The sequence below is a fragment of the Marseilla massiliensis genome (genome assembly GCF_016899955.1).
Taxonomy (GTDB): domain Bacteria; phylum Bacteroidota; class Bacteroidia; order Bacteroidales; family Bacteroidaceae; genus Prevotella; species Prevotella intestinigallinarum.
In genome coordinates this window covers 82,354-100,931 of the sequence record NZ_JACJJL010000004.1, presented here as the reverse complement: position 1 = coordinate 100,931, position 18,578 = coordinate 82,354, and the positions used below count along the sequence as shown (strand labels likewise).

Here is an 18,578-nt window from a genome sequence, read left to right as displayed (position 1 = left end):
CGGCCGTGGGCGGGCTGAGGCTTTTTGAAACAAAAAAACGGGCTGGGCGATACATCGTATCCTAATATTCCGTATCTTTGTCAGTGGGCCGGTGAAGCCGGCCTGAGCCCCGCCTGCGCCCCCGCCGTGCCGCGCCCCATCGGCCGCCACGGCCGTCGGCCCCCTTGGCAGTGGCAGTGTGGGCGGGCCCGGGCGTGGCCGAGGGACGCCCGGCAAACACTTGTTGTCATGCAAAAATTATTGAAACTGTTAATACTGTTGATCATCATGGCTGTAAACATTGGTTGCACCGAGCCTCAAGGCGAGGCAAGGTGCAGGCCCGCAGCCGTGGCCGGGCAGTTTTATCCTGCCGCGGCCGATACGTTGCGGGCCGAGGTAGAAGGGTTCATCGGCATGGCGGGCTGCAGCGCCCGCGGCGATGTGCAGGCCGTCATAGCGCCCCATGCCGGTTACGTATTTTCCGGCCGGACGGCCGGTCTGGCCTTTGCGCGCATATCGCCCGCCACGCGCTACGAGCGCATCTTCCTGCTCGGGCCGAGCCACCGGGCCGCTTTCGACGGCGTTTCGGTTGAGCTCGGCTATGGCGCCTATGCCACGCCGCTGGGCCGGGTGGCTGTCGACACGGCCGTCTGCCGCAGCTTGGCCGTGGCCGACAGTCTGTTTGACTTCCTGCCCGAAGCCCACCAGGGCGAACACTGCCTCGAGGTCCAACTGCCGTTCCTGCAGGTCAGGCTCGACAGCATGCCGCCGGTGGTGCCGCTCATCGTGGGCACGGCCGACATGGGCAAGCTGCGCCGTGTGGCCGATGCGTTGCGCCCGTATTTCACGGCTGCCAACCTGTTTGTCGTGAGCAGCGACTTCTCTCACTACCCGGCTTATGCCGACGCCGTTGAGGCCGACAGGCAGACGGCCGACGCGGTGCTCACGGCATCGGCAGGCGCCTTTGTCGAGGCCTTGGCCGGCAATGCGCGCCGCGGCGTGCGCAACCTTTACACCAGCGCCTGCGGCCAGTCGCCCATAGTGGTGCTGCTCATGCTCATGGAGGGCAGGCCCGACCTGTGCATCGAGCACCTGGGTTACAGCAACTCGGGCGACTCGCCTTACGGCGACACCGCCCGCGTGGTGGGCTACCACGCCTTTGCCGCCGTCGGCCGCGGGGCCTCGGCCGGCGAGCCACTGGGCCACGGCCGCTTTGCGCTCACCCGGGCTGAGAAGTCTGCTTTGCTTGCCATTGCGAGGCAGAGCATAGCCGACAGCCTGGCCGGACGGCGCATCCGGCCCGTCGACGAGGCCCTGCTGACGCCAGCGCTCAAGGCCCGTTGCGGGGCCTTTGTGACGCTTAGCGCCGGCGGCAGGCTGCGTGGCTGCATCGGAAACCTGGTGGGACGCAGGCCGTTGTGGCAGACGGTGGGCGAAATGGCGCGCGCGGCGGCCTTCGACGACCCGCGCTTCAGTCCTGTCGGCGCCGCCGAGCTGCCGGGCATAAGCATCGAGGTGTCGGTGCTGTCGCCCCTGCGCCGCGTGGCCTCCGAGGCCGAGGTGGAGCTCGGCAGGCATGGCATACTCATAGTGAAGGGCGGCCGCTCGGGCACGTTCCTGCCGCAGGTGGCCACCGACACGGGCTGGACGCGCGAGGAGTTTCTGGGCCACTGCTCGCGCGACAAGGCCGGACTGGGATGGGACGGCTGGCGCGCCGCCGAGCTGTATGTGTATGAGGCCGACGTGTTTGGCGAAGACTGACAGCTGGAGGAGTGCGCCATGACAAGGCTGGATGATGGCTTCCCGATGCGCGAGGCCGAATATTGGGAGAGTTGCGGGGGCAGGGCGGTGAGGTGCCTGCTGTGCCCCAACCGGTGCACCCTGGGCGAGGGGCAGCGCGGACTGTGCCGCAACAGGGTGAACCGCGGCGGCCGCCTGCTGGCCGAGGCCTACGGCAGGGTGTGCGCCTTGGGCGCCGACCCGGTTGAGAAGAAGCCGCTGCTGCATTTCATGCCGGGCTCTGAGTGCTTCTCTATCGCTGCGGCCGGCTGCAACCTGGCGTGCCTCAACTGCCAGAACCACGCCATATCGCAGGCTGCACCGGCCGACGTGCCGTCGCGGCGACTGCTGCCCGCCGACGTGGCTGCCATGGCCGTGGCCTGCGGGTGCGGCATTGTGGCCTACACTTACACCGAGCCGCTCACCTACATTGAGTACACCCGCGATTGCGCCGGGCAGTGCCGGCAGCGCGGCCTGCGCAACGTGCTGGTCACGGCAGGCTACGTATGCAGTGAGCCGCTGGCCGGGCTGCTGCCGCTGATCGATGCGGCCAACGTAGACCTGAAGTCGTTTTCCGATGCGGTATACCGCCGGGTGAGCCGCGCCGCGCTCGACCCCGTGCTCCGCACGCTCTGCATGATGCGCGACGCGGGCGTTTGGCTCGAGGTGACCAACCTTGTGATACCGGGCTTCAACGACGACATGAGGCTTGTGGCCAGCATGTGCCGGTGGCTCGCGGCCAACTCCCTCGGCAGTGCCCCGCTGCACTTCAGCCGTTTCTTCCCGTGCCACCGCATGTCCGGGGTGCCGCCCACGCCGGTGGCAACGCTGGTCGAGGCGCGGCGCGTGGCGCTCGATTGCGGAATCAGGCATGTGTATATAGGCAATGTCGACATGCCCGGCGCGGCCGATACCGTTTGCCCCCGGTGTGGCGCGACGCTCATCAGGCGCTGCGGCTATGCCGTCGACAAGGCGGGGTTCGACGGCCTCTGCCCCCGGTGCGGCCAGCCTGTGGCCGGCGTGTGGCATTGACCACCGGTCGTTGAAGGGTGGGGGATGTTGCCAAACAGGCCGTCCGGCAATGCCGGACGGCCTGTTTGGCCTTGTGATATGTGCCGTTTGGGAATGTCAAACGGCCCGTTTTGCAACTCGTTGTGGCCCAGAGTGTTGCGCGGGGTGGTTGCCGCCGTGGGCCGGTTCAGTCGCCGGCTTTCATCGCGGCGAACGGCACGGCAGGCAGCCCGGCCGAGTTTTCGAGGTTGGGCTGTGCCGTCTCGTGCCATCCGAAGCGCACGTAGCGTGGGCTGGCCACGTCGACGCTGTATGCCACCACGGTGCTGTCGCTCTGTATGTCGGCCACGGCGGGGTGGAAAATGCCGTCGTCGCCCGCCACCTCAAACCATCCGATGCGCTTCCCGTCGGCAGCCCTCAGGCTGTCGGCGCAGTGGCTGAAGGTCACGGTGAGCTTTCCGCCGGCGGCGCGGGCGGCCTTGAAGCGCGGCCCCGACCACTCTGTGCCACCGTGGCCGTAGGTCTTGGCCAGGGCCACGCGGGCCAGGCGTGCGCCCACAGTCCATTTGTACGACGGGTGAATGTCGTGGATGTCGTCCACAAGGTCGGTTATGCAGACATACTCGCAGTTGCCGGCCAGCTTGCCGGCGCGCTTCTGCTGTTCGCGAAACAGCGGCAGCGTCTCTGCCGTCTGGGGCCCATGGTTGTGGCGGTGCATCCTGTCGGAGTAGACGTGGGGCGCCAGCAGCACATAGTAGAAGGGCGCGTCGGGGGCGTCGAAGGCCTTGCGCCACCAGTCGGCCATCACTTTGAACTTGTCGGCGTAGCGCCTGTCGCCCGAGCCGCAGTTGTTTTCGCCCTGGTACCAAGCAAAGCCTCGCACGGCAAACGGCAAGAGCGGTTCGACGAACGTTGCGTACCACTGCCCCGGGCCTATGCCGTCGATGCGCCCTCGCTGCCCCATCTCGGCGGCAAACAGCGGCGACGCCTCGTAGGCGGCGCGCGGCGTCCATGTCTCTATGTGCGTTCCGCCGAGCGCGGCGGTGATGATGCCCACCGGGACGTTGAGGCTCCGCTGCAGCGAACGGGCGAAGTAATAGCCCACGGTCGACACGTCGGGCAGGCTCTCGCCGCTGGCCGGTGCCCAAGGCCGCTGGCCTTTGCGCGCCGAGACGTAGACGCGCAGCATGGCGTTGGCCGGTTTCTGCATCTCGACGATGGCCGAGTCGACACCGTGGGCCGGTGGCACGAAGGCCTTGTGGCGGCGCATGGAGTACTGCATGTTAGACTGTCCGGCGGCTATCCACACCTCGCCCACCACCACGTTGGTGTATTCAATGGTCTCGCGGCGGCCTTTTATGGTAAGCGTGCGCGGCGTGGCCGAAGCCGCCATGGGCTTCAGCGTGACGCGCCACGAGCTGTCGGCCGCGGCGCGGGTGCTCGTTTTCTGCTTCCCGAAGGTCACCGTTATGCGCTCGCCCGGGGCTGCCTTGCCCCACACGGGCACCGGGCGCCCCTGCTGGAGCACCATGTCTGACGACAGTATGGGCGGAGTGCTTATCCGGGCATGTGCCGCCGCGGCCGCAACAATGGCGGCCATGATTGCCAATAATGTTCTTTTCATAGTTTGTGAAGTATGGTTGGTCGTGGTGCCGGGCCCGCCTCACGCCGTCGTGCGGCAGGCCCGGCGGGCTGCCGGCGCCCACAGGCAGGGGCGCCGGCTTGCGTTTTTCACTTGTCTTCCTTGCCTGCAAAGGCCTTCCACTTTATGTTCTTTGTGTTCAGGCCCTCCACATTGGCAGCCCGTGTGGTGTATTTGCGCACGGTGTCCACCTCAAGGTTCTCTATGTTTACGTTCTTTACGGGCAGCCGTTTGTCGCCGTTTATCTCGTAAATGCCGTCGGCCTCATGGCATCTGACGTCGCGCATGAAGATGTTCCTTATGGCGGTGATGGAGTCTTTGTACGTTGGCACGAGGTCCTTCCACTGGTACAGCACGTCGGTGTCTACGGCAAAGGCCCGCTGCATGCGGTTTGCGCTGACGCGCTCCATGTAGATGTTCTCGATGAATGCGCCGCGGCGGTGGTTGGTCTTCAGGTAGAACAGCGTGATGACCTTGTCGTCCATCGAGCAGTCGTGCATGTAGACATTGCGTATTCCGCCCGAAATCTCGCTGCCAACCACGAGCAGTCCGTGGGCGTTGCGCACGCGGCAGTTGCGCACCACAATGTTTTCTGTGGGGCGCCCTATGCGCCATGCGTCGTGGTTGCGGCCCGACTTGATTACCACCCCGTCGTCTCCCTGGTCGAAGACGCAGTCTTCTATCAGGAAGTTGCGGGTCATCTCGATGTCTATTCCGTCGTTGTTGTGGCCGTGGGCATACACATCGAGGTTGCGCACCACGCCCCCCTCACAGCGGTACATGTGTATTGTCCAGAACGGGGAGTTGCGTATCTTGAACCCGTCGAGCAGCACGTTGCGGCACTGGTTGAAGTGAATCATGTGCGGGCGCAGGTGGTTTTGGCCCACGGCAGCCTGCCGCTGGGCCACGGGCGTGCCCCGGTAGCCCCAGTCGTAGAGCTGCTTGAGGGCCTCGAGGTGAGGCTTCGGGCGGCTGAACCACGTTTTCCAGGTGGTCATGTCGGGCGTGAGCTTGCCTCCTCCGGTGATGGCGATGTTCTCGCATTGGTAGGCATACACCATGGGCGAGTAGTTCATGCACTCCAGCCCTTCCCAGCTCACCTCGACGGCGGGCAGAAACCGCTCCGGGTCTGACGAGAAGAGCACCGTGGCACCGTCGCTCAGGTGCAGCTCGCAGTTGCTCTTGAAGTGGATGGGGCCGCAGGGCCATACCCCGTCGGGCACCACCACGCGGCCTCCTCCGGCCTCGTTGCAGGCCTGCATTGCCCGCTTGAACGCCTCGGTGTTGGCCGTGGTGCAGTTTTCGTCGGTGTCGGTACCCTGCTTCTTTGCGCCGTAGTCGGCAATCGAGAAGTCGTTGTGCGGGAAGTCGTAGATGGCTATTGCCGGCATGGGGAACGGCGCCGCCACCTTGATTGAGTCGTACTCGGCAACGGTGAAGCTGCTGAGCGTCATGACGGATGCTACGCCGAGCAGCAGGCTCATAAGTGTCTTGGGTCTTTTCATTGTCGTTATTTTAGTTTCGTTTGCGTTTAGTAGCTTCGTCTTTGCCTGCAAAAATAGCATTATTTTGGCAGAAACGCCTCTTTTTCATTAATTTTAATGCACTGCGCCCTTTGGCCCGCCATGTTGCAGTGCCGGCGTTGCCATGGGGTGGGCGGGGCTGGCCATATAGCGTCAAGCGTCGTCAGGATGGGGCGAAATGGCGGCGATGTGACGACCAACGATGCGTGTTTGGCTGCCGAAATCTCGCTTTTAGGGAGAAATATTTGCGAAATAGAAAAATTTTTAGGCAAAAACGTGTTGATTTGAAATATTTTTTCGTATCTTTGCGACGTGCCATTGAGAAATAGATGAGCACCTTGTGATATTTTAATTCTATATTTCGGGCCAGCCGAGGCCCGGCTTTTTGGGAGAGCATGGGATATGTTCGACGAAGAGGCGTATTATATTTACTCTTTTCTTTATAATCTGAATTTAAGCCCGGAAGTCCGTGCGTTTGTGGCGGGGAGGAGACTCCGCAGAAGCAAATGCACGGGCTTTTCTTTGTGTGTTGGCCGTGATTGTCCGGCCGGCCGGGCTATGGTGCCAATGCGCTGATATGCAGGCAGTTGGCAATACGTGCCGTTTTGCGTTGCGAAACGAGCCGTTTTGGGGTGCCGTATGTGCCGTTTTAGGTTGCCGAACGTGCCGTTTGGCTGTGCGGTGCCGTCGGGGCGAGCTTGGGCGGGGTGTTCCGTTGCCATTCGGCGGGCTGTGTCTTGGGTTGATGCTTGCCGGCAACGGCCGTCGGCGGGCGCTGCTCCGCCCTGCAATAATGCAAATGCGGGGCAGCCTCGGTGGCAGCCCCGCATTTTCGGTTGTGGCCGGCGGTCACTTGTTTTTGGTCACGGTGTGTATTGCCTTGCCCGTCTTGTCGAGCATGTACATGTTGAGTTGCTTTTTCGTGGCGGATATCACAGAAAATCCTTCGACCCCCGCGCAGAACACGGTTCCCGTGGTTGGCTCGACCTTGCGGGCCAGAGAGCCCGACGTGTTGACCACGTAGTCGATGTCGTCGCCCGCCATCTTGATGTGCTGGTAGTTGTGTATGTGGCCGCAGGCGTATATTGCCACGTTGCCATACTTGTGGAGTATGGGCAGAAGCTGGCGCTGCATGTCTTGCCGTTCCACGTCGTCCTTGCTTGTCTGGGCGTATATCGGGTGGTGGCCAACCACTATCACCCAGTCTTCTTTGGCGTTTTTGAGCGTGTTGTCAAGCCACTCCAGCTGTGCGGCGTTGTCTTGCCTGGCGGCGTCGGGGTACTTGTCGGTTTCCTCGCGGTACTTTGATATGAGCGGCGTTGTGTCGATGAAGACAATGCGCACGGTTGTTCCGTCCTCGTCGACCACCTTGGTGTAGTAGCGGGCAGGCATGTCCCAGCGCCTGCTCACCTTCGAATAGTCTATCACTGCCTGCGTGTTGCCACGGTACTCGTGGTTGCCCATTATCGGGTTCCAGTCGAGCATGAGTTCCGGGTGCGAGTATATGAGCTCGTAGTTTGTCATCCACAGCGGGTCGTTTACTGAGGCCACGCCCTCGAAATGGTGCACGTCGCCGGCAGCGATGATCAGTTCCGGCCCTGTGGTCTCGGCCACGCGCCCCATGAGCTCGGCCACGGGCTTCTGCTCATAGTATCCGTTTCGGCCCAGGTCGTTGGCCATGTAAAGAACCACGTCGCCGCCCATCTTCTCCCAGTCGGCCGGTGTCTGGGCCACGGCGGCGGTGCCCGTGGCCAGTGTCAGTGCCATTGCGGCCATGCAGGTCATCATCTGCCGGCCAAGCGTCTTGAATGTTTTCATAATCGTTTGTGTTGTTTCTGTTTTGTTGTATAATGTTGCTTGTTCGCTGTTTCGTGGCGCAAAGGTGGCGTAAGTTTCTGAAAACAACCTGAAATGCGGCCCCGGTAACAGTATTTTAATATGTGTTTCGCCCTGCCCTTGCAGCCGGGGCTTGCTGCCGCCGGTGGCACGCCACAACGCAAAGGCGGGCCGCTTGGTGTTCAAGCGGTCCGCCCGTGAGGTGTTGTTGGTTACAGGTTGATTTTGAAACCGGCGTTTACCTTCACGCCGTAGTATTCCACCTGCATCGTCCTGTCCTTCTCGCCCTGGTAGTAGCGCAGCGGTTGGTTGAGCAGGTTGTGGGCTTCTGCGAACACTGTGAACTTGGTGTCGCGCCCCCATGTGTAGCTTGCGTTGAGGTCAAGGTAGTTCACCTTGTCGTAGTAGCGGTCGAGTGCGCGTGCGCCGGTGTTCATCTGGTCGATGAACTCAGACGCGAAGTTGTACGACAGGCGCACGTTCACGCCGGCTTTCTCGAAGTACAGCGATGCGTTGGCGGTGTGTTCGGGCGACCCGGCCATCTTTACGTCGTCGCCGTCGGTTATGCCCAGGCGCTCGTTATAGTTGCGGGTGGTGCTGTGGGTGTACGTGTAGTTGCCGTAGAACCCGAGGCACTTCAGCGCGGGCGAGATGAAACCGAAGTCGCGCTGGTAGCCCACCTCGACGCCGAAGATGCGCGCGTCGTATGCATTCATGTTCTGCTCAACCTCAAACTCATTGGTGTTGCCCCTCAGTCCGAGCTCCTCGCCGGTGTAGTAGCCGATGGTTTCAACGTTGACGTTCTTGATGTCTTTGTAGAAAAGGCCCAGGCTGACCAGGCCGATGCTCTTGAAGTAGTATTCGGCCGAGAGGTCGTAGTTGAACGAAGTGGTTGGCTCCGTGTTCGGGTCGCCTATTGTTGCCTCCTCGTCGGCCAGGTTAAACGTCTTGTTGGCTATCAGGGCAGAGTATTTCGGGCGCGAGAGTGTCTCGGTGAACGATGCGCGTATGTTGAAGTCGTCGTTCACCCTGTATTTCAGCAGCACGCTCGGCAGCACGTTGGTGTAGTTGTGCTTGTACTCGCCGGTGGGCGTAAGGCTCTCCCGGTCTTGCATCTGCGGCTCGCCGTCTTCGTCGAGCACGGGCTGGCCGGCGTCGTCCAGCTCGGCCTCTTCCCACGCCTGGTAGTTGAATCCGTTGGTCTTCAGCGAGGTGTGCTCCACGCGCAGTCCGATGGTGGCGTCGAGTTTGCTGCCCAGCTTCTGGTCGAAGCGTATGTAGCCTGCCGTGATCTGCTCTTTCACGTCGTAGTTGCCGGCCTCCTCTTCATACACCTCGTCGCCATACTGAGAGTATAGCTGCAGCCCGCCGAGGAACTCTTTGCTTATGAAAGGCGAGTTGATGGGGTAGAAGTTGCCCGGCATGAACCCGTCGCGAATCTTGTATGACACTTGCTTGCGCCAGTCGCCGAGCATCTCTTCGCCGTCGAACTCATAGAAACTGACGTCCTTGCTCTTGTCCTTGTAGGTGTACTTGCCGCCGAACTTGAGCTTGTTGCCGAAGCGGCCCTTGGCGAGCGGCAGTTCAAAGTTGAGGCGGGCTTTGTACTCATTCTCCTCTATGTCCTCGTCTTGGTTGGTCAGTTCGTCGAACTCCCAGCCCTCGTCGCTTATCGACGGTATGGCCACGGTGGTGTAAGGCTGCCTTCCGCCCACGTCCTGCAGGCCGCTGGCAACGTCGATGTCTTTGTATTTTATCGAGGCGTAGCGTTCGTTCGGGCGTTCCTCGGTGGCTCTCGAGTAGCTTGCAGCCCAGTCTATCTTGAGGTTGCCGATGTAGTGTTGTCCGTCGAGAGTGAAGTCCATGGTCTGCTGCCGCTCCAGTCTTGCGTCCTTGGTGTTGTCGGCTCCGGCCTTGGTTTCCATCGTTATCTCCTGCACATCCTCGTCGAGGTCCTTGTACTGCACGCGGAACCGGTTCTCCCAGTCGTTGCGGCGGTTGTATATTCCCTTGAACGATATCTTGTTGAGCGGGTTGAACTGATAGTCGAGGGCCAGCGAATAGCTCTGCCGTTCGCGCGTCACGTAGTATTGGCGCGCCTGGATTTCTTTCAGCACCACGCCGTCGTCGTCGGTGTCATACTCAAATTCGGTGTTGTCGGAGCCTCCCGGTGCGTATTGGTATGAGGCCGACGCCATGACGCCGAGCTTGTTGTCGAAGAAGCGCTGGCCCCACGTGGCCCCGAGGTTCCACTGCGGCTTTCCGCTAATCCAGCTGTAGCCGGTGCCCACCATGAAGTTGAGCACTCGGTGGAACGGCGTGTTCTTTGTCACGAGGTTTATCTCTCCGCCTATCGCGTCGCCGTCCATGTCGGAGGTGACGACCTTGTTTACCTCGATGGTCTGAATCATGTCGGATGGTATGAGGTCGAGTTGCACGTTGCGTGTGTCGCCTTCTGCCGACGGAATCCTGTTGCCGTTGATGGTCACCGAGGTCAGGTCGGCGCTCGTGCCGCGCACCTGTCCGAATCGCGCTTCGCCCTGGTCGTATTGCACATTGATGCCGCTTATGCGCTTGAGGGCGTCACCTATGTTTGAGTCGGGGAACTTCCCGGCCTGGTCGGCCGACACAACGTTGGTCAATCCCATGCCGCTCTTCTGCATCTGGAGGGCCCGGCGCTGCTCGCTGAGCGCCCCCTGCACCTCTATCTCCTTCAGTTCGTGGCCCTCGCTCATCACGAAATTGTTTACCTGCGACTTCTTGTCGGTGACCGTTATCTTGCGGGTGATGGGGGCATATCCCACGTATGAAATCTTTAGCGTGTAGGTTCCCGGCTTCAGCACGGGCAGCTTGTAGTAGCCGTTGATGTCGGTTGTTACGCCCGTGTGCAGGTCTTCCACAATAACGGATGCTCCCGGCAGCACACGTTTCTCGCTGTCGGTGATGCGTCCTGTAACGGAACCAAGGTCGGCTTCGGCCTCCTGGACGGCCCAAGCGCCCGTGGTCATGCTTGCGGCGATGGCCGCTGTCATTACAAATCTACTTACCGTCTTCATCATATTCACAGTTTATGTCTTTTCTGGTTGCAAAATTACTTAAGGTATGTAAACAAAGCGTAACACGGCAGTTAAGGAATTGAGACGATAGTGTTGCATCGATGTTACGCCACAGGGTTGCCGCGGCGATGGCCCTTATATAATATAAATATGTGTAATGGCGGTGACGGGCGTGGCTCACGGGCCGCATGGCTTCGGTGTCTCGTGGTGTCGCCGCCCCGACGGTGCCACTTGCACGGCACGGCGAAACAGCCCCGGCATGATGTTTTGGGCGTGGCAGGTAGTGGGCGTTTGCCCTTTTTTCATTAACTTTGCAGCATATAAAGCCACGCAATGGCAAAACCACGGCCCCCTCCGGGCGCATGCCGCATGGCAGCAGGGCGCCGCCGGTGGCCAGGCCGCGTGATGCCAACCAATCATTACAGTCTATGGACAACCTTCTGACAGTGATAATACCAGTCTACAAGACCTTTTCAACCATCGACCGGTGCATCGGGAGCGTGGTCGGACAGGACTACAGGCATTTGGAAATAATACTCGTCGACGACGGGTCGCCCGACGGCTGCCCTGCGAAATGCGACGAGTGGGCGGCGCGCGACAGCCGTATCAGGGTGATACACAAGCCAAACGGCGGGCTCGGCGATGCGCGCAACAGCGGGCTCGACGCCATGAACGGTAGTTACGTGACGTTTGTTGACTCCGACGATTTCATGGCTGCCGGAACGCTCCGGGCGCTGATGGACACACTGTCGGCACACCCCGAGTACGACATTCTGGAGTATGGCGTATGCCGCTTTTACGGTTCACCGAAGCAGGAAATGCTGGCCTTTGCCGACGGAGAGTACCGCAACATTGACGACTACTGGCTCGAAGCCCGTGCATACGCACATGCATACATGTGGAACAAGGTGTTCAGGCGCGCCTTGTTTGATTCTGTTCGGTTTCCGCCGCGCCGGGCCTTTGAAGACATCTTCACGCTGCCGCAGTTGCTCGGCCGCGCTTCTTGCGTGGCCACAACGCACAGCGGGCTGTACTATTACTGCATGAACGGAGGCGGGATAACGGCCACGGCAGGCGGCAACGAGCTCAGGGCACTGCTCGATTCGCACATGCGCGTCATCGGCGCCTACCGCGGCAAGCCCGGCTTTGGCCCTTATTACATGCACGTGCTCAACATTCAGCTCTCCGTGAGCGCGCTCACGGGCGACGCCCCGAGGCTCACGGATGCCCCGGCCGGGCCGTTGGGCGTGGCCGGGGCGTCGGCGCGGCTCAAGGCGGTGGCCCTGCGCTTGCTCGGCATTGGCGGGCTGTGCCGTGCCTACCGACTGTTTTGGCGCGCCTGCCGCCTGGTTGGCGGCAGTGGCGCTGTGCCGGCATAGGGCTTGCCAGCAGCCTTCGGTTTGCTGCCCCGGCCCCTTCGCCACAGGGCCCCGGGCCGTTTGCCGTCGGGGCAGATACCGTTGCAGTTGCCGGAAGATGCAAAAAAAGTCGCCCGAAAATTTGCATATTCCACAAAATGTAACTACCTTTGCACCGCAATTCAGAAAGGTTGCAACTTTTGATCGGGATGTAGCGCAGTTGGTTAGCGCACGCGTCTGGGGGGCGTGAGGTCGCTGGTTCGAGTCCAGTCATCCCGACTTGCTGAGGCAGGGCTATCGTTTTTCGATGGCCCTGCCTTTGTTTTATGCCCCCGCGTGCCCTCGGCTGCATGGCGCCGGAAGGCTTGGCGGGAGCCACATTTTGTAAAATAGTATTACCGTGGCGTGCGTTCGGCGCAACACGCTGTGCCACAGTGCATTGCGCAACGGGTGCCGTGAGACCGCCAAACGGCCCGTCTTGGCATGTGGAATGGGCCGTTTGGCGGGCCAATACGGGCGGTTCGGCAGGGCTACATCGCCCTTGAAGGCTTTGCCTGCGACAGTTGTCATGATTGTTTACCACCCTTGCCCGACGGCGGCCGAGGCCGGCGCAAAGCGTCGAAAAGCGGCTTCAAACCACCGGCCCATGCCCCGCCGGGTTGGCTATATATGTTTTTTTTCGTACCTTTGCATCCGAATAGCTGCATGCGTACAGCCATTGGCAGATCCAACCGCTGCCCGTATGCACGGTCTTTCTGTTGTATTAAGTTTGTAAATAACCGTCTGAAATATTGTTTTATAGGATGGATGCAAGGAAAATGTTACTGTTGTCGGCCTTAGTCTTCTTTTCGTCGGGGGCTGCCTTTGGCCATGGGCGCGACACCGTGGCCTACCGTGTTGAGGCTTCGGGCGGCGCGTCTACCGGGCGCCATGCCCCGCTATGGTTCACTGCCAACCGCTGGGGACTGTCGTCTGCCGACGCCGCGGGCGGCTATCTGCGCGCCGGTGCCACCTATGCCAGGCCGCTGCGCGCCGGCTTCAGGATAGAGGCGGCTGCCGACATGGCTTCAGGTTGGGGCATCGGGGCGCCCGTGGTGGTGCAGCAGGCATACGTTGACATGTCGTGGCGGCGGCTGCGCCTGAGCGTGGGCAGCAAGCAACGGTGGGGCTATCCCATGGACAAGAACCACAGGTTGAGCTCGGGCATGATGGTGGAGGGCCCGGGCGCCAGGCCCGTGCCGCAGGTAAGGGCCGACATTGCCGACTTCGTCCCGGTGCCGCTCACGCGCGGGTGGCTGTCGTTCAAGGGCCACTTGGCCTATGGCATATTCACCGACAACAAGTGGCAGCAAGGCTTTGCCGCCCCCGGTGGGCTCTACACGCGCAATACGCTATACCACAGCAAGTCGGCGGCGCTGAGGGTTGGGCGGGCCGACCGCTTCCCGCTGACTGTCGACATAGGCATACTCACTGCGGCGCAATTTGGTGGAATGAAGATGAGAAAGCGCGCCGACGGCTCGTCGGTGATGGTAGAGAACATGCCAAACCGGCTGCCCGACTTCTTCTACATGCTCATGCCGTCGCAGGAGAGCACCCTGCAGAACGTGCAGGGCAACCACTGCGGCAGCTGGAACGTGAGCCTCGACTACCACGGCAGGGCGTGGTCGGCGCGCGTATACATGGAGCATTACTTTGAAGACCATTCGCAGCTCACCATGCAATACGGCCTTTGGCGCGACGGGCAGCTCGGGGTCGAGGTGATGCTGCCGCGCAACAGGTGGGTGAAGACGCTGCTATGGGAGGGGCTGTCGACCACCGACCAGACCGGCCCTATACTCTACGACGGCGTCGGCGGCACGTTTACCGACCTGCAGATGAGCGGTTGCGACAATTACTACAACAACGGCCAGTTTCTGGGGTGGCAGCACTGGGGGCTGGGCATGGGCAGTCCGCTGATGCCGGGGCCGGCTTACAACGCCGACGGAAGCAACGAGTTTAAGAGCAACCGCGTGCGCGCACACCACGTGGGAGTCGACGGCCAGCCTTCAGACGAGTGGGCCTACAGGTTGCTTCTGTCGCACGTGAGGCATTGGGGAACTTACCGCGAGCCCCTCGACCGGGTGAGGCTGCAGGTGAGCACTTACGCCGAGGCCACTTATTCGCCGCGCAAACTGCCCGGATGGAGCATGGCCATGGCTGTGGGTATCGACGGAGGCGACTATCTGGGAGCTTCTGCCGGAATGATGTTAACGATAAAAAAGACAGGGATATGTGCAAGGTGAAGGCGTTGGCAGGCCGCATCGGCCTGATTGTTGTGGCGGCAATGCTGGCTGCGGGGTGCTCGAAGCAACCCGTCGACGGCGACATAGAGGGGTTTTGGCGGCTGGAGCGCTTCGTGACCCATGCCGACGGCGAGGTGCATCAGTGTGAGCGCATCTTCTACGGCATAACGCGCTATGTGGTCGAAGTGGCCGAACGGCAGGGCCCCGGCGGCTACGGGGCGTTTGTGGGGCGCTTCGAATATGTGGGCGGAAGCTCGCGCGTGGCCATGAAAGACTTCCGCCACAGGGCATCGACCAGCGACAGCGGCCGGCAGGCAACGCCCGAAGAGCTGGGCCCGTTTGGGCTCGGCGCCACGTCGACAGAGTTTCGTGTGGTGGTGGCCGACGGCAACCGGCTGGTGCTCGAGTCCGACTATGCGCGGCTGGAGCTCGTGGCTTTCTGAGCCGTGTGGGCGTGGCAGGGCTGCCGCATGCCCCGGGCAGCGGTGCAACGTCAAAGGAAAATTGTCTCAAGGTCGTCGGGAACTACCACGTTGCCGCCATATTCCGTCCTCGCCTCGGCGCCATACCGCTCTTTGCGGGTGGCCAGGCTGTCGTCTTCAGTGTGGTATACAATGAGGTTGCGCGCACGTAGCGATGCCGCCGTGCGGCCGGCCTCGAGCGCCGTGCTGTGGTGTTTCTCATACGGTCTGTAGCGTTCGCGGTCGGCATACAGGCAAAATGCCTCGCTCATTAGCCAGTCGGCGCCTTCGGCCTGGGGCCTGTTGTGCTCGTTGAAGGGTTCGTCGCCGAGGCACACCAGGGTGCTGCCGCCAGGTAAAGTGGCCCTGTAGCCAAACTGCTTCTCCTTAGTCGATCCGATGTCGAAGCACAGCAGGCTCGTTTGCCCGGCCGTGACCACGTCGCCGTCGGCCACCTCGCACAGGCTGACAGCGCGGTCGAGCACGGCCCGGTCGCTGCCCGAGAGCAGCAGCATGCACATCTCTCTCAGCACGCCGAGGGCGCGCCCGTGGCCGAATATGCGCAGCGGGGCATGGCGGCGACCGCCTCGCAGCGAGCTGGCCGCCGTGCGAACAAGCCACACCGCCCCCATGATGTGGTCGGTGTGGGCGTGAGTCAGGAACATGAAGTCGATGCCGTCGGGGTGCATGCCGGCCTTGCGCAGCTGGCAGAGTATGCCGTTGCCGCCTCCGGCATCGGTAAGGAGGGTGGCTCCGGGCGTGCTTATCGCAAAACAGGTGTTGTAGCATCGCGTTACGAGGGCGCTGCCCGTGCCGAGCATTGTCAGTGTGTTCATCTCGTTGTCTTTGCGGGGTTGGCATGCCGCTTGCCGTTGCGGGCGGTCGGGGCCAGGCCCCGTGGCTGCCTATGGCGCGGCATGCTGCATTCTGCCTCGGCCGGCCCGCCGCCGGGGCCGCGGCAACCTTGTTGCGCGCCGGCGGCCGGGGCGATGGTGGCGGCGGCGCGCAACAAGGCCCGGTGGCGGCTTGTGGCACCACGGAGTGGTTGCCCCTTGATGCCCGTCGATGCCGTTGTGCAAGTGGTTTGCGGCCCTGTTGCTCAGTTGTGCACCAGCGTCCCGATTTCTTCGCCGTCCATCACGCGGCGCAGGTTGCCCACGATGTCCATGTTGAACACGTAGATAGGCAGGTTGTTCTCCTTGCACATGGTTGTCGCCGTGAGGTCCATCACCTTCAGTCCGCGGTTGTATATCTCGTCGTAAGTTATCTCGCTGAACTTCGTTGCGGCCGGGTCTTTCTCCGGGTCGGCGGTGTAAATGCCGTCGACGCGCGTGCCCTTGAGCATCACGTCGGCCTCAATCTCGATGCCGCGAAGCGACGATCCGGTGTCGGTGGTGAAGTAAGGGTTGCCCGTACCGGCCGAGAATATGCACACATATCCGTCTTCCAGGGCCTCGATGGCCTTCCATTTGCTGTAGAACTCGCCTATCGGCTCCATGCGTATTGCCGTGAGCACCTTTGTCTTCACGCCTATTGCGTTGAGCGCGGAGCTCAGGGCCAGCGAGTTGATTACCGTGGCGCACATGCCCATCTGGTCGCCCTTGACACGGTCGAAGCCCTTGGCGGCTCCGCTGAGTCCGCGGAATATGTTGCCGCCACCTATCACTATGCCAATCTGCACGCCCATTTGGCTCACCTCTTTTATCTGCTCGGCATATTCAGCCAGGCGCTGTGCGTCGATGCCATAGTTCTGACTGCCCATCAGGCTTTCGCCGCTGAGCTTCAACAATATCCTTTTGTACTTTGCCATGATGTATTTATTAAAGTTTTAAATGATGAATTTCACTTCCTTGAACTCATATTCCGACAGCCTGCCGTCGGCGCGCCGGAGCACGAGCGGGCCCTCTGGCCTCACCGTGGCGGTCGTTGCCATGAACTCTCCGCCGGCATCGCGGTACCTGTAGAGGCCCTCGCGGCGGTAGAGAGTGCCCAGGTAAAGGTTGTGCAGCCGTTCGTACTGCCCGCTGTCGACCATGGCGGCGTAGTGGGCTATGCGGTCTGTCAGGCAGTCGAGCACGTCGGCCGTGGGCGTTGTGCGGCCCGTGAGCTGTATTATCGACACGGGGTTTGGCGCCCCGCCCGCGAAGCTCCGTTGGTTGACATTGATGCCTATGCCCAGCGTGCACGTCTTTATGGTGCTGCCGCTGATGTCGCATTCAGACAGCGTGCCGCTTATCTTCCTGTCGCCCACGTATATGTCGTTGGGCCATTTTATGGTTGCCTCGCCGGTGAGGCGGGCCACGGTGTCGCACACGGCCAGCGCCCCGGCCTCGGCCATGGCGTATTGTCGCGAGGCGTGCAGCCCGCGGGGGTGCAGCCTGATGCTCACGAGCAGGTTGCTGCCCCGCTCGCTCTCCCACGTGTTTGTGCCCTGGCCGCGCCCTGCCGTCTGGTAGTCGGTGGTGGCCACGGTCATCAGCCGCCCCTCATCGCCGGTGTATTCGCGCAGCAGCCGGTTGGTAGAGTCGGTCTCGGGGATGTGTATGTATACTATGTCTTTCATCGTTTTCAGTATGGCAGCGGCACAAACGCGTCTTCTATGTGGTTGATGGTGCATCCGGCCGATGGCGCGCCGGTCACGGTGATTATGTCAAAGCGTGCGTCGGCGTCGATGCCGTGCTGCTGCATGAACGCCCCCGCGGCAGCGGCTATTGAGCGTATCTTGCGCGCGTCGACGGCCTGCTCGGCCTCCATGTAGCGGTTGTCGCGCCGCGTTTTCACCTCTACGAATACCACGGTGCCGTCTTTGTGGGCCACGATGTCAAGGTCGCGGTGTCCCAGGCGCCAGTTGCGGGCCATTATGCCGTACCCGTTGGCTTCGAGGTAGCTTGCTGCCTGCTGCTCGCCCCAGTAGCCCATGTTGTTGTGTTCTGCCATGCCGGATGAGTAATAACACTTGCAAAAATAGCATTTTTCGGGCAGATTTCAAAGGAAAATCATTAATTTTGCCGTATCAAACCGAACAATTATGACTGAAGAAGAACAGATTAAGGCCGATGAGCAGTATATGCGCCGTGCGCTGGCCGAGGCGGGGCTGGCCATGGCGGCGGGCGAGATACCGGTCGGAGCGGTGGTGGTTTGCCGCGGGCGGATAGTCTCGCGGGCCCACAACCTGACCGAGACGCTGTGCGATGTCACCGCCCACGCCGAGATGCAGGCCATCACCGCGGCAGCCAACACGCTCGGTGGGAAGTATCTTACTGACTGTACGCTCTATGTAACCGTGGAGCCTTGCGCCATGTGCGCGGGCGCGATAGGGTGGGCCCAGGTGTCGCGCGTGGTCTATGGCGCGTCCGACGAGAAGCGCGGCTACACGCTGCTGGCTCCCCGTGCGCTGCATCCCAAGTGCTCGGTGACGGGTGGTGTGCTCGCCGAAGAGTGTGCCCGGCTGATGAAGGAATTCTTCGCCGCCCGCCGGTAGCGGCCGTTCCAGGGTGCCAAACGTGCCGTTTGGCGCCCTGGAACGGGCCGTATTGCGTTGCCAAACGGCCCGTATTGCCATCGTGCTGGCCCTCAGCCATTTGCGGCGGCGGCAGTGGCGGCACGGAAAAAGCCCTCCGAGGCGGCGGCGACATGGTGTCGCTGCAGCCT

General features: G+C 61.6%; 14 protein-coding genes and 1 tRNA gene. 7 read left to right on the top strand and 8 right to left on the bottom strand.

The window, feature by feature from the left end; all coding sequences use genetic code 11:
• Nucleotides 1–240 precede the first annotated feature (240 nt).
• Together amrB and amrS are read left to right on the top strand one after the other, a co-directional pair.
• On the top strand, nucleotides 241–1,740 hold the full coding sequence (gene amrB / locus H6B30_RS03560; RefSeq protein ID WP_239483516.1) for an AmmeMemoRadiSam system protein B: 1,500 nt from the start codon (nucleotides 241–243) through the stop codon (nucleotides 1,738–1,740).
• A gap of 18 nt (nucleotides 1,741–1,758) precedes the next feature.
• Entirely contained in the window at nucleotides 1,759–2,790 is a 1,032-nt protein-coding gene (gene amrS, locus H6B30_RS03555) for an AmmeMemoRadiSam system radical SAM enzyme (RefSeq protein ID WP_239483514.1), read from the top strand.
• A 166-nt stretch (nucleotides 2,791–2,956) separates the two neighbouring features.
• Here the strand turns inward: amrS and H6B30_RS03550 are convergent, their stop codons facing one another.
• From H6B30_RS03550 to H6B30_RS03535, 4 genes are all read right to left on the bottom strand, one after another.
• A complete protein-coding gene (locus H6B30_RS03550; protein WP_205107987.1) occupies nucleotides 2,957–4,393 on the bottom strand; it encodes a sialate O-acetylesterase in 1,437 nt (478 codons plus the stop codon).
• 107 nt (nucleotides 4,394–4,500) lie between these two features.
• Nucleotides 4,501–5,916 (bottom strand): glycoside hydrolase family 28 protein, encoded by a 1,416-nt coding sequence (locus H6B30_RS03545; protein WP_205107985.1) that lies wholly within the window; start codon nucleotides 5,914–5,916, stop codon nucleotides 4,501–4,503.
• A gap of 867 nt (nucleotides 5,917–6,783) precedes the next feature.
• Entirely contained in the window at nucleotides 6,784–7,752 is a 969-nt protein-coding gene (locus H6B30_RS03540) for a metallophosphoesterase (RefSeq protein WP_439116954.1), read from the bottom strand.
• A 230-nt stretch (nucleotides 7,753–7,982) separates the two neighbouring features.
• A complete protein-coding gene (locus tag H6B30_RS03535) occupies nucleotides 7,983–10,826 on the bottom strand; it encodes a TonB-dependent receptor (protein ID WP_439116956.1) in 2,844 nt (947 codons plus the stop codon).
• Nucleotides 10,827–11,254: 428 nt separating this feature from the next.
• On the opposite strand from H6B30_RS03535, the gene H6B30_RS03530 reads away from it, so the two are divergent.
• The 4 genes from H6B30_RS03530 to H6B30_RS03515 all read left to right on the top strand — a co-directional run bounded on the left by H6B30_RS03530 (nucleotide 11,255) and on the right by H6B30_RS03515 (nucleotide 14,909).
• Nucleotides 11,255–12,205, top strand: a complete 951-nt coding sequence (locus H6B30_RS03530) for a glycosyltransferase family 2 protein (RefSeq protein WP_205107983.1) — start codon at nucleotides 11,255–11,257, stop codon at nucleotides 12,203–12,205.
• A gap of 184 nt (nucleotides 12,206–12,389) precedes the next feature.
• Nucleotides 12,390–12,463 (top strand) — tRNA-Pro (locus tag H6B30_RS03525).
• Nucleotides 12,464–12,987: 524 nt separating this feature from the next.
• Complete coding sequence (locus tag H6B30_RS03520; protein WP_205107981.1) at nucleotides 12,988–14,466, top strand: capsule assembly Wzi family protein; 1,479 nt, start codon at nucleotides 12,988–12,990, stop codon at nucleotides 14,464–14,466.
• On the top strand, nucleotides 14,454–14,909 hold the full coding sequence (locus H6B30_RS03515; RefSeq protein ID WP_205107979.1) for a lipocalin-like domain-containing protein: 456 nt from the start codon (nucleotides 14,454–14,456) through the stop codon (nucleotides 14,907–14,909). The genes H6B30_RS03520 and H6B30_RS03515 overlap by 13 nt, the downstream gene beginning before the upstream one ends.
• 50 nt (nucleotides 14,910–14,959) lie before the next feature.
• Here H6B30_RS03515 and H6B30_RS03510 read toward each other — a convergent pair whose 3' ends face one another.
• The 4 genes from H6B30_RS03510 to H6B30_RS03495 all read right to left on the bottom strand — a co-directional run bounded on the left by H6B30_RS03510 (nucleotide 14,960) and on the right by H6B30_RS03495 (nucleotide 17,864).
• Nucleotides 14,960–15,763 (bottom strand): MBL fold metallo-hydrolase, encoded by an 804-nt coding sequence (locus tag H6B30_RS03510; RefSeq protein ID WP_205107977.1) that lies wholly within the window; start codon nucleotides 15,761–15,763, stop codon nucleotides 14,960–14,962.
• Between the two features lie 263 nt (nucleotides 15,764–16,026).
• Nucleotides 16,027–16,737, bottom strand: a complete 711-nt coding sequence (gene pyrH / locus H6B30_RS03505) for a UMP kinase (protein ID WP_205107975.1) — start codon at nucleotides 16,735–16,737, stop codon at nucleotides 16,027–16,029.
• Nucleotides 16,738–16,755: 18 nt separating this feature from the next.
• Entirely contained in the window at nucleotides 16,756–17,490 is a 735-nt protein-coding gene (locus H6B30_RS03500; protein ID WP_205107973.1) for a biotin--[acetyl-CoA-carboxylase] ligase, read from the bottom strand.
• Nucleotides 17,491–17,495: 5 nt separating this feature from the next.
• The gene (locus H6B30_RS03495; protein WP_205107971.1) at nucleotides 17,496–17,864 is read right to left on the bottom strand and encodes a YraN family protein; all 369 of its coding nucleotides are present in this window, start codon (nucleotides 17,862–17,864) and stop codon (nucleotides 17,496–17,498) included.
• 91 nt (nucleotides 17,865–17,955) lie between these two features.
• Between H6B30_RS03495 and H6B30_RS03490 the strand changes: the two genes are divergently transcribed.
• Nucleotides 17,956–18,408, top strand: a complete 453-nt coding sequence (locus tag H6B30_RS03490; RefSeq protein WP_205107969.1) for a nucleoside deaminase — start codon at nucleotides 17,956–17,958, stop codon at nucleotides 18,406–18,408.
• Nucleotides 18,409–18,578: the final 170 nt, after the last annotated feature.

What these genes read in the sequence shown, in the direction of transcription:
- amrS (WP_239483514.1), top strand. Translation starts at nt 1,759, where the DNA reads ATGACAAGGCTGGATGATGGCTTCCCGATGCGCGAGGCCGAATATTGG.
- H6B30_RS03550 (WP_205107987.1), bottom strand. Translation starts at nt 4,393, where the DNA reads ATGAAAAGAACATTATTGGCAATCATGGCCGCCATTGTTGCGGCCGCG.
- H6B30_RS03545 (WP_205107985.1), bottom strand. Translation starts at nt 5,916, where the DNA reads ATGAAAAGACCCAAGACACTTATGAGCCTGCTGCTCGGCGTAGCATCC.
- H6B30_RS03540 (WP_439116954.1), bottom strand. Translation starts at nt 7,752, where the DNA reads ATGAAAACATTCAAGACGCTTGGCCGGCAGATGATGACCTGCATGGCC.
- H6B30_RS03535 (WP_439116956.1), bottom strand. Translation starts at nt 10,826, where the DNA reads ATGAAGACGGTAAGTAGATTTGTAATGACAGCGGCCATCGCCGCAAGC.
- H6B30_RS03530 (WP_205107983.1), top strand. Translation starts at nt 11,255, where the DNA reads ATGGACAACCTTCTGACAGTGATAATACCAGTCTACAAGACCTTTTCA.
- H6B30_RS03520 (WP_205107981.1), top strand. Translation starts at nt 12,988, where the DNA reads ATGGATGCAAGGAAAATGTTACTGTTGTCGGCCTTAGTCTTCTTTTCG.
- H6B30_RS03515 (WP_205107979.1), top strand. Translation starts at nt 14,454, where the DNA reads ATGTGCAAGGTGAAGGCGTTGGCAGGCCGCATCGGCCTGATTGTTGTG.
- H6B30_RS03510 (WP_205107977.1), bottom strand. Translation starts at nt 15,763, where the DNA reads ATGAACACACTGACAATGCTCGGCACGGGCAGCGCCCTCGTAACGCGA.
- pyrH (WP_205107975.1), bottom strand. Translation starts at nt 16,737, where the DNA reads ATGGCAAAGTACAAAAGGATATTGTTGAAGCTCAGCGGCGAAAGCCTG.
- H6B30_RS03500 (WP_205107973.1), bottom strand. Translation starts at nt 17,490, where the DNA reads ATGAAAGACATAGTATACATACACATCCCCGAGACCGACTCTACCAAC.
- H6B30_RS03495 (WP_205107971.1), bottom strand. Translation starts at nt 17,864, where the DNA reads ATGGCAGAACACAACAACATGGGCTACTGGGGCGAGCAGCAGGCAGCA.
- H6B30_RS03490 (WP_205107969.1), top strand. Translation starts at nt 17,956, where the DNA reads ATGACTGAAGAAGAACAGATTAAGGCCGATGAGCAGTATATGCGCCGT.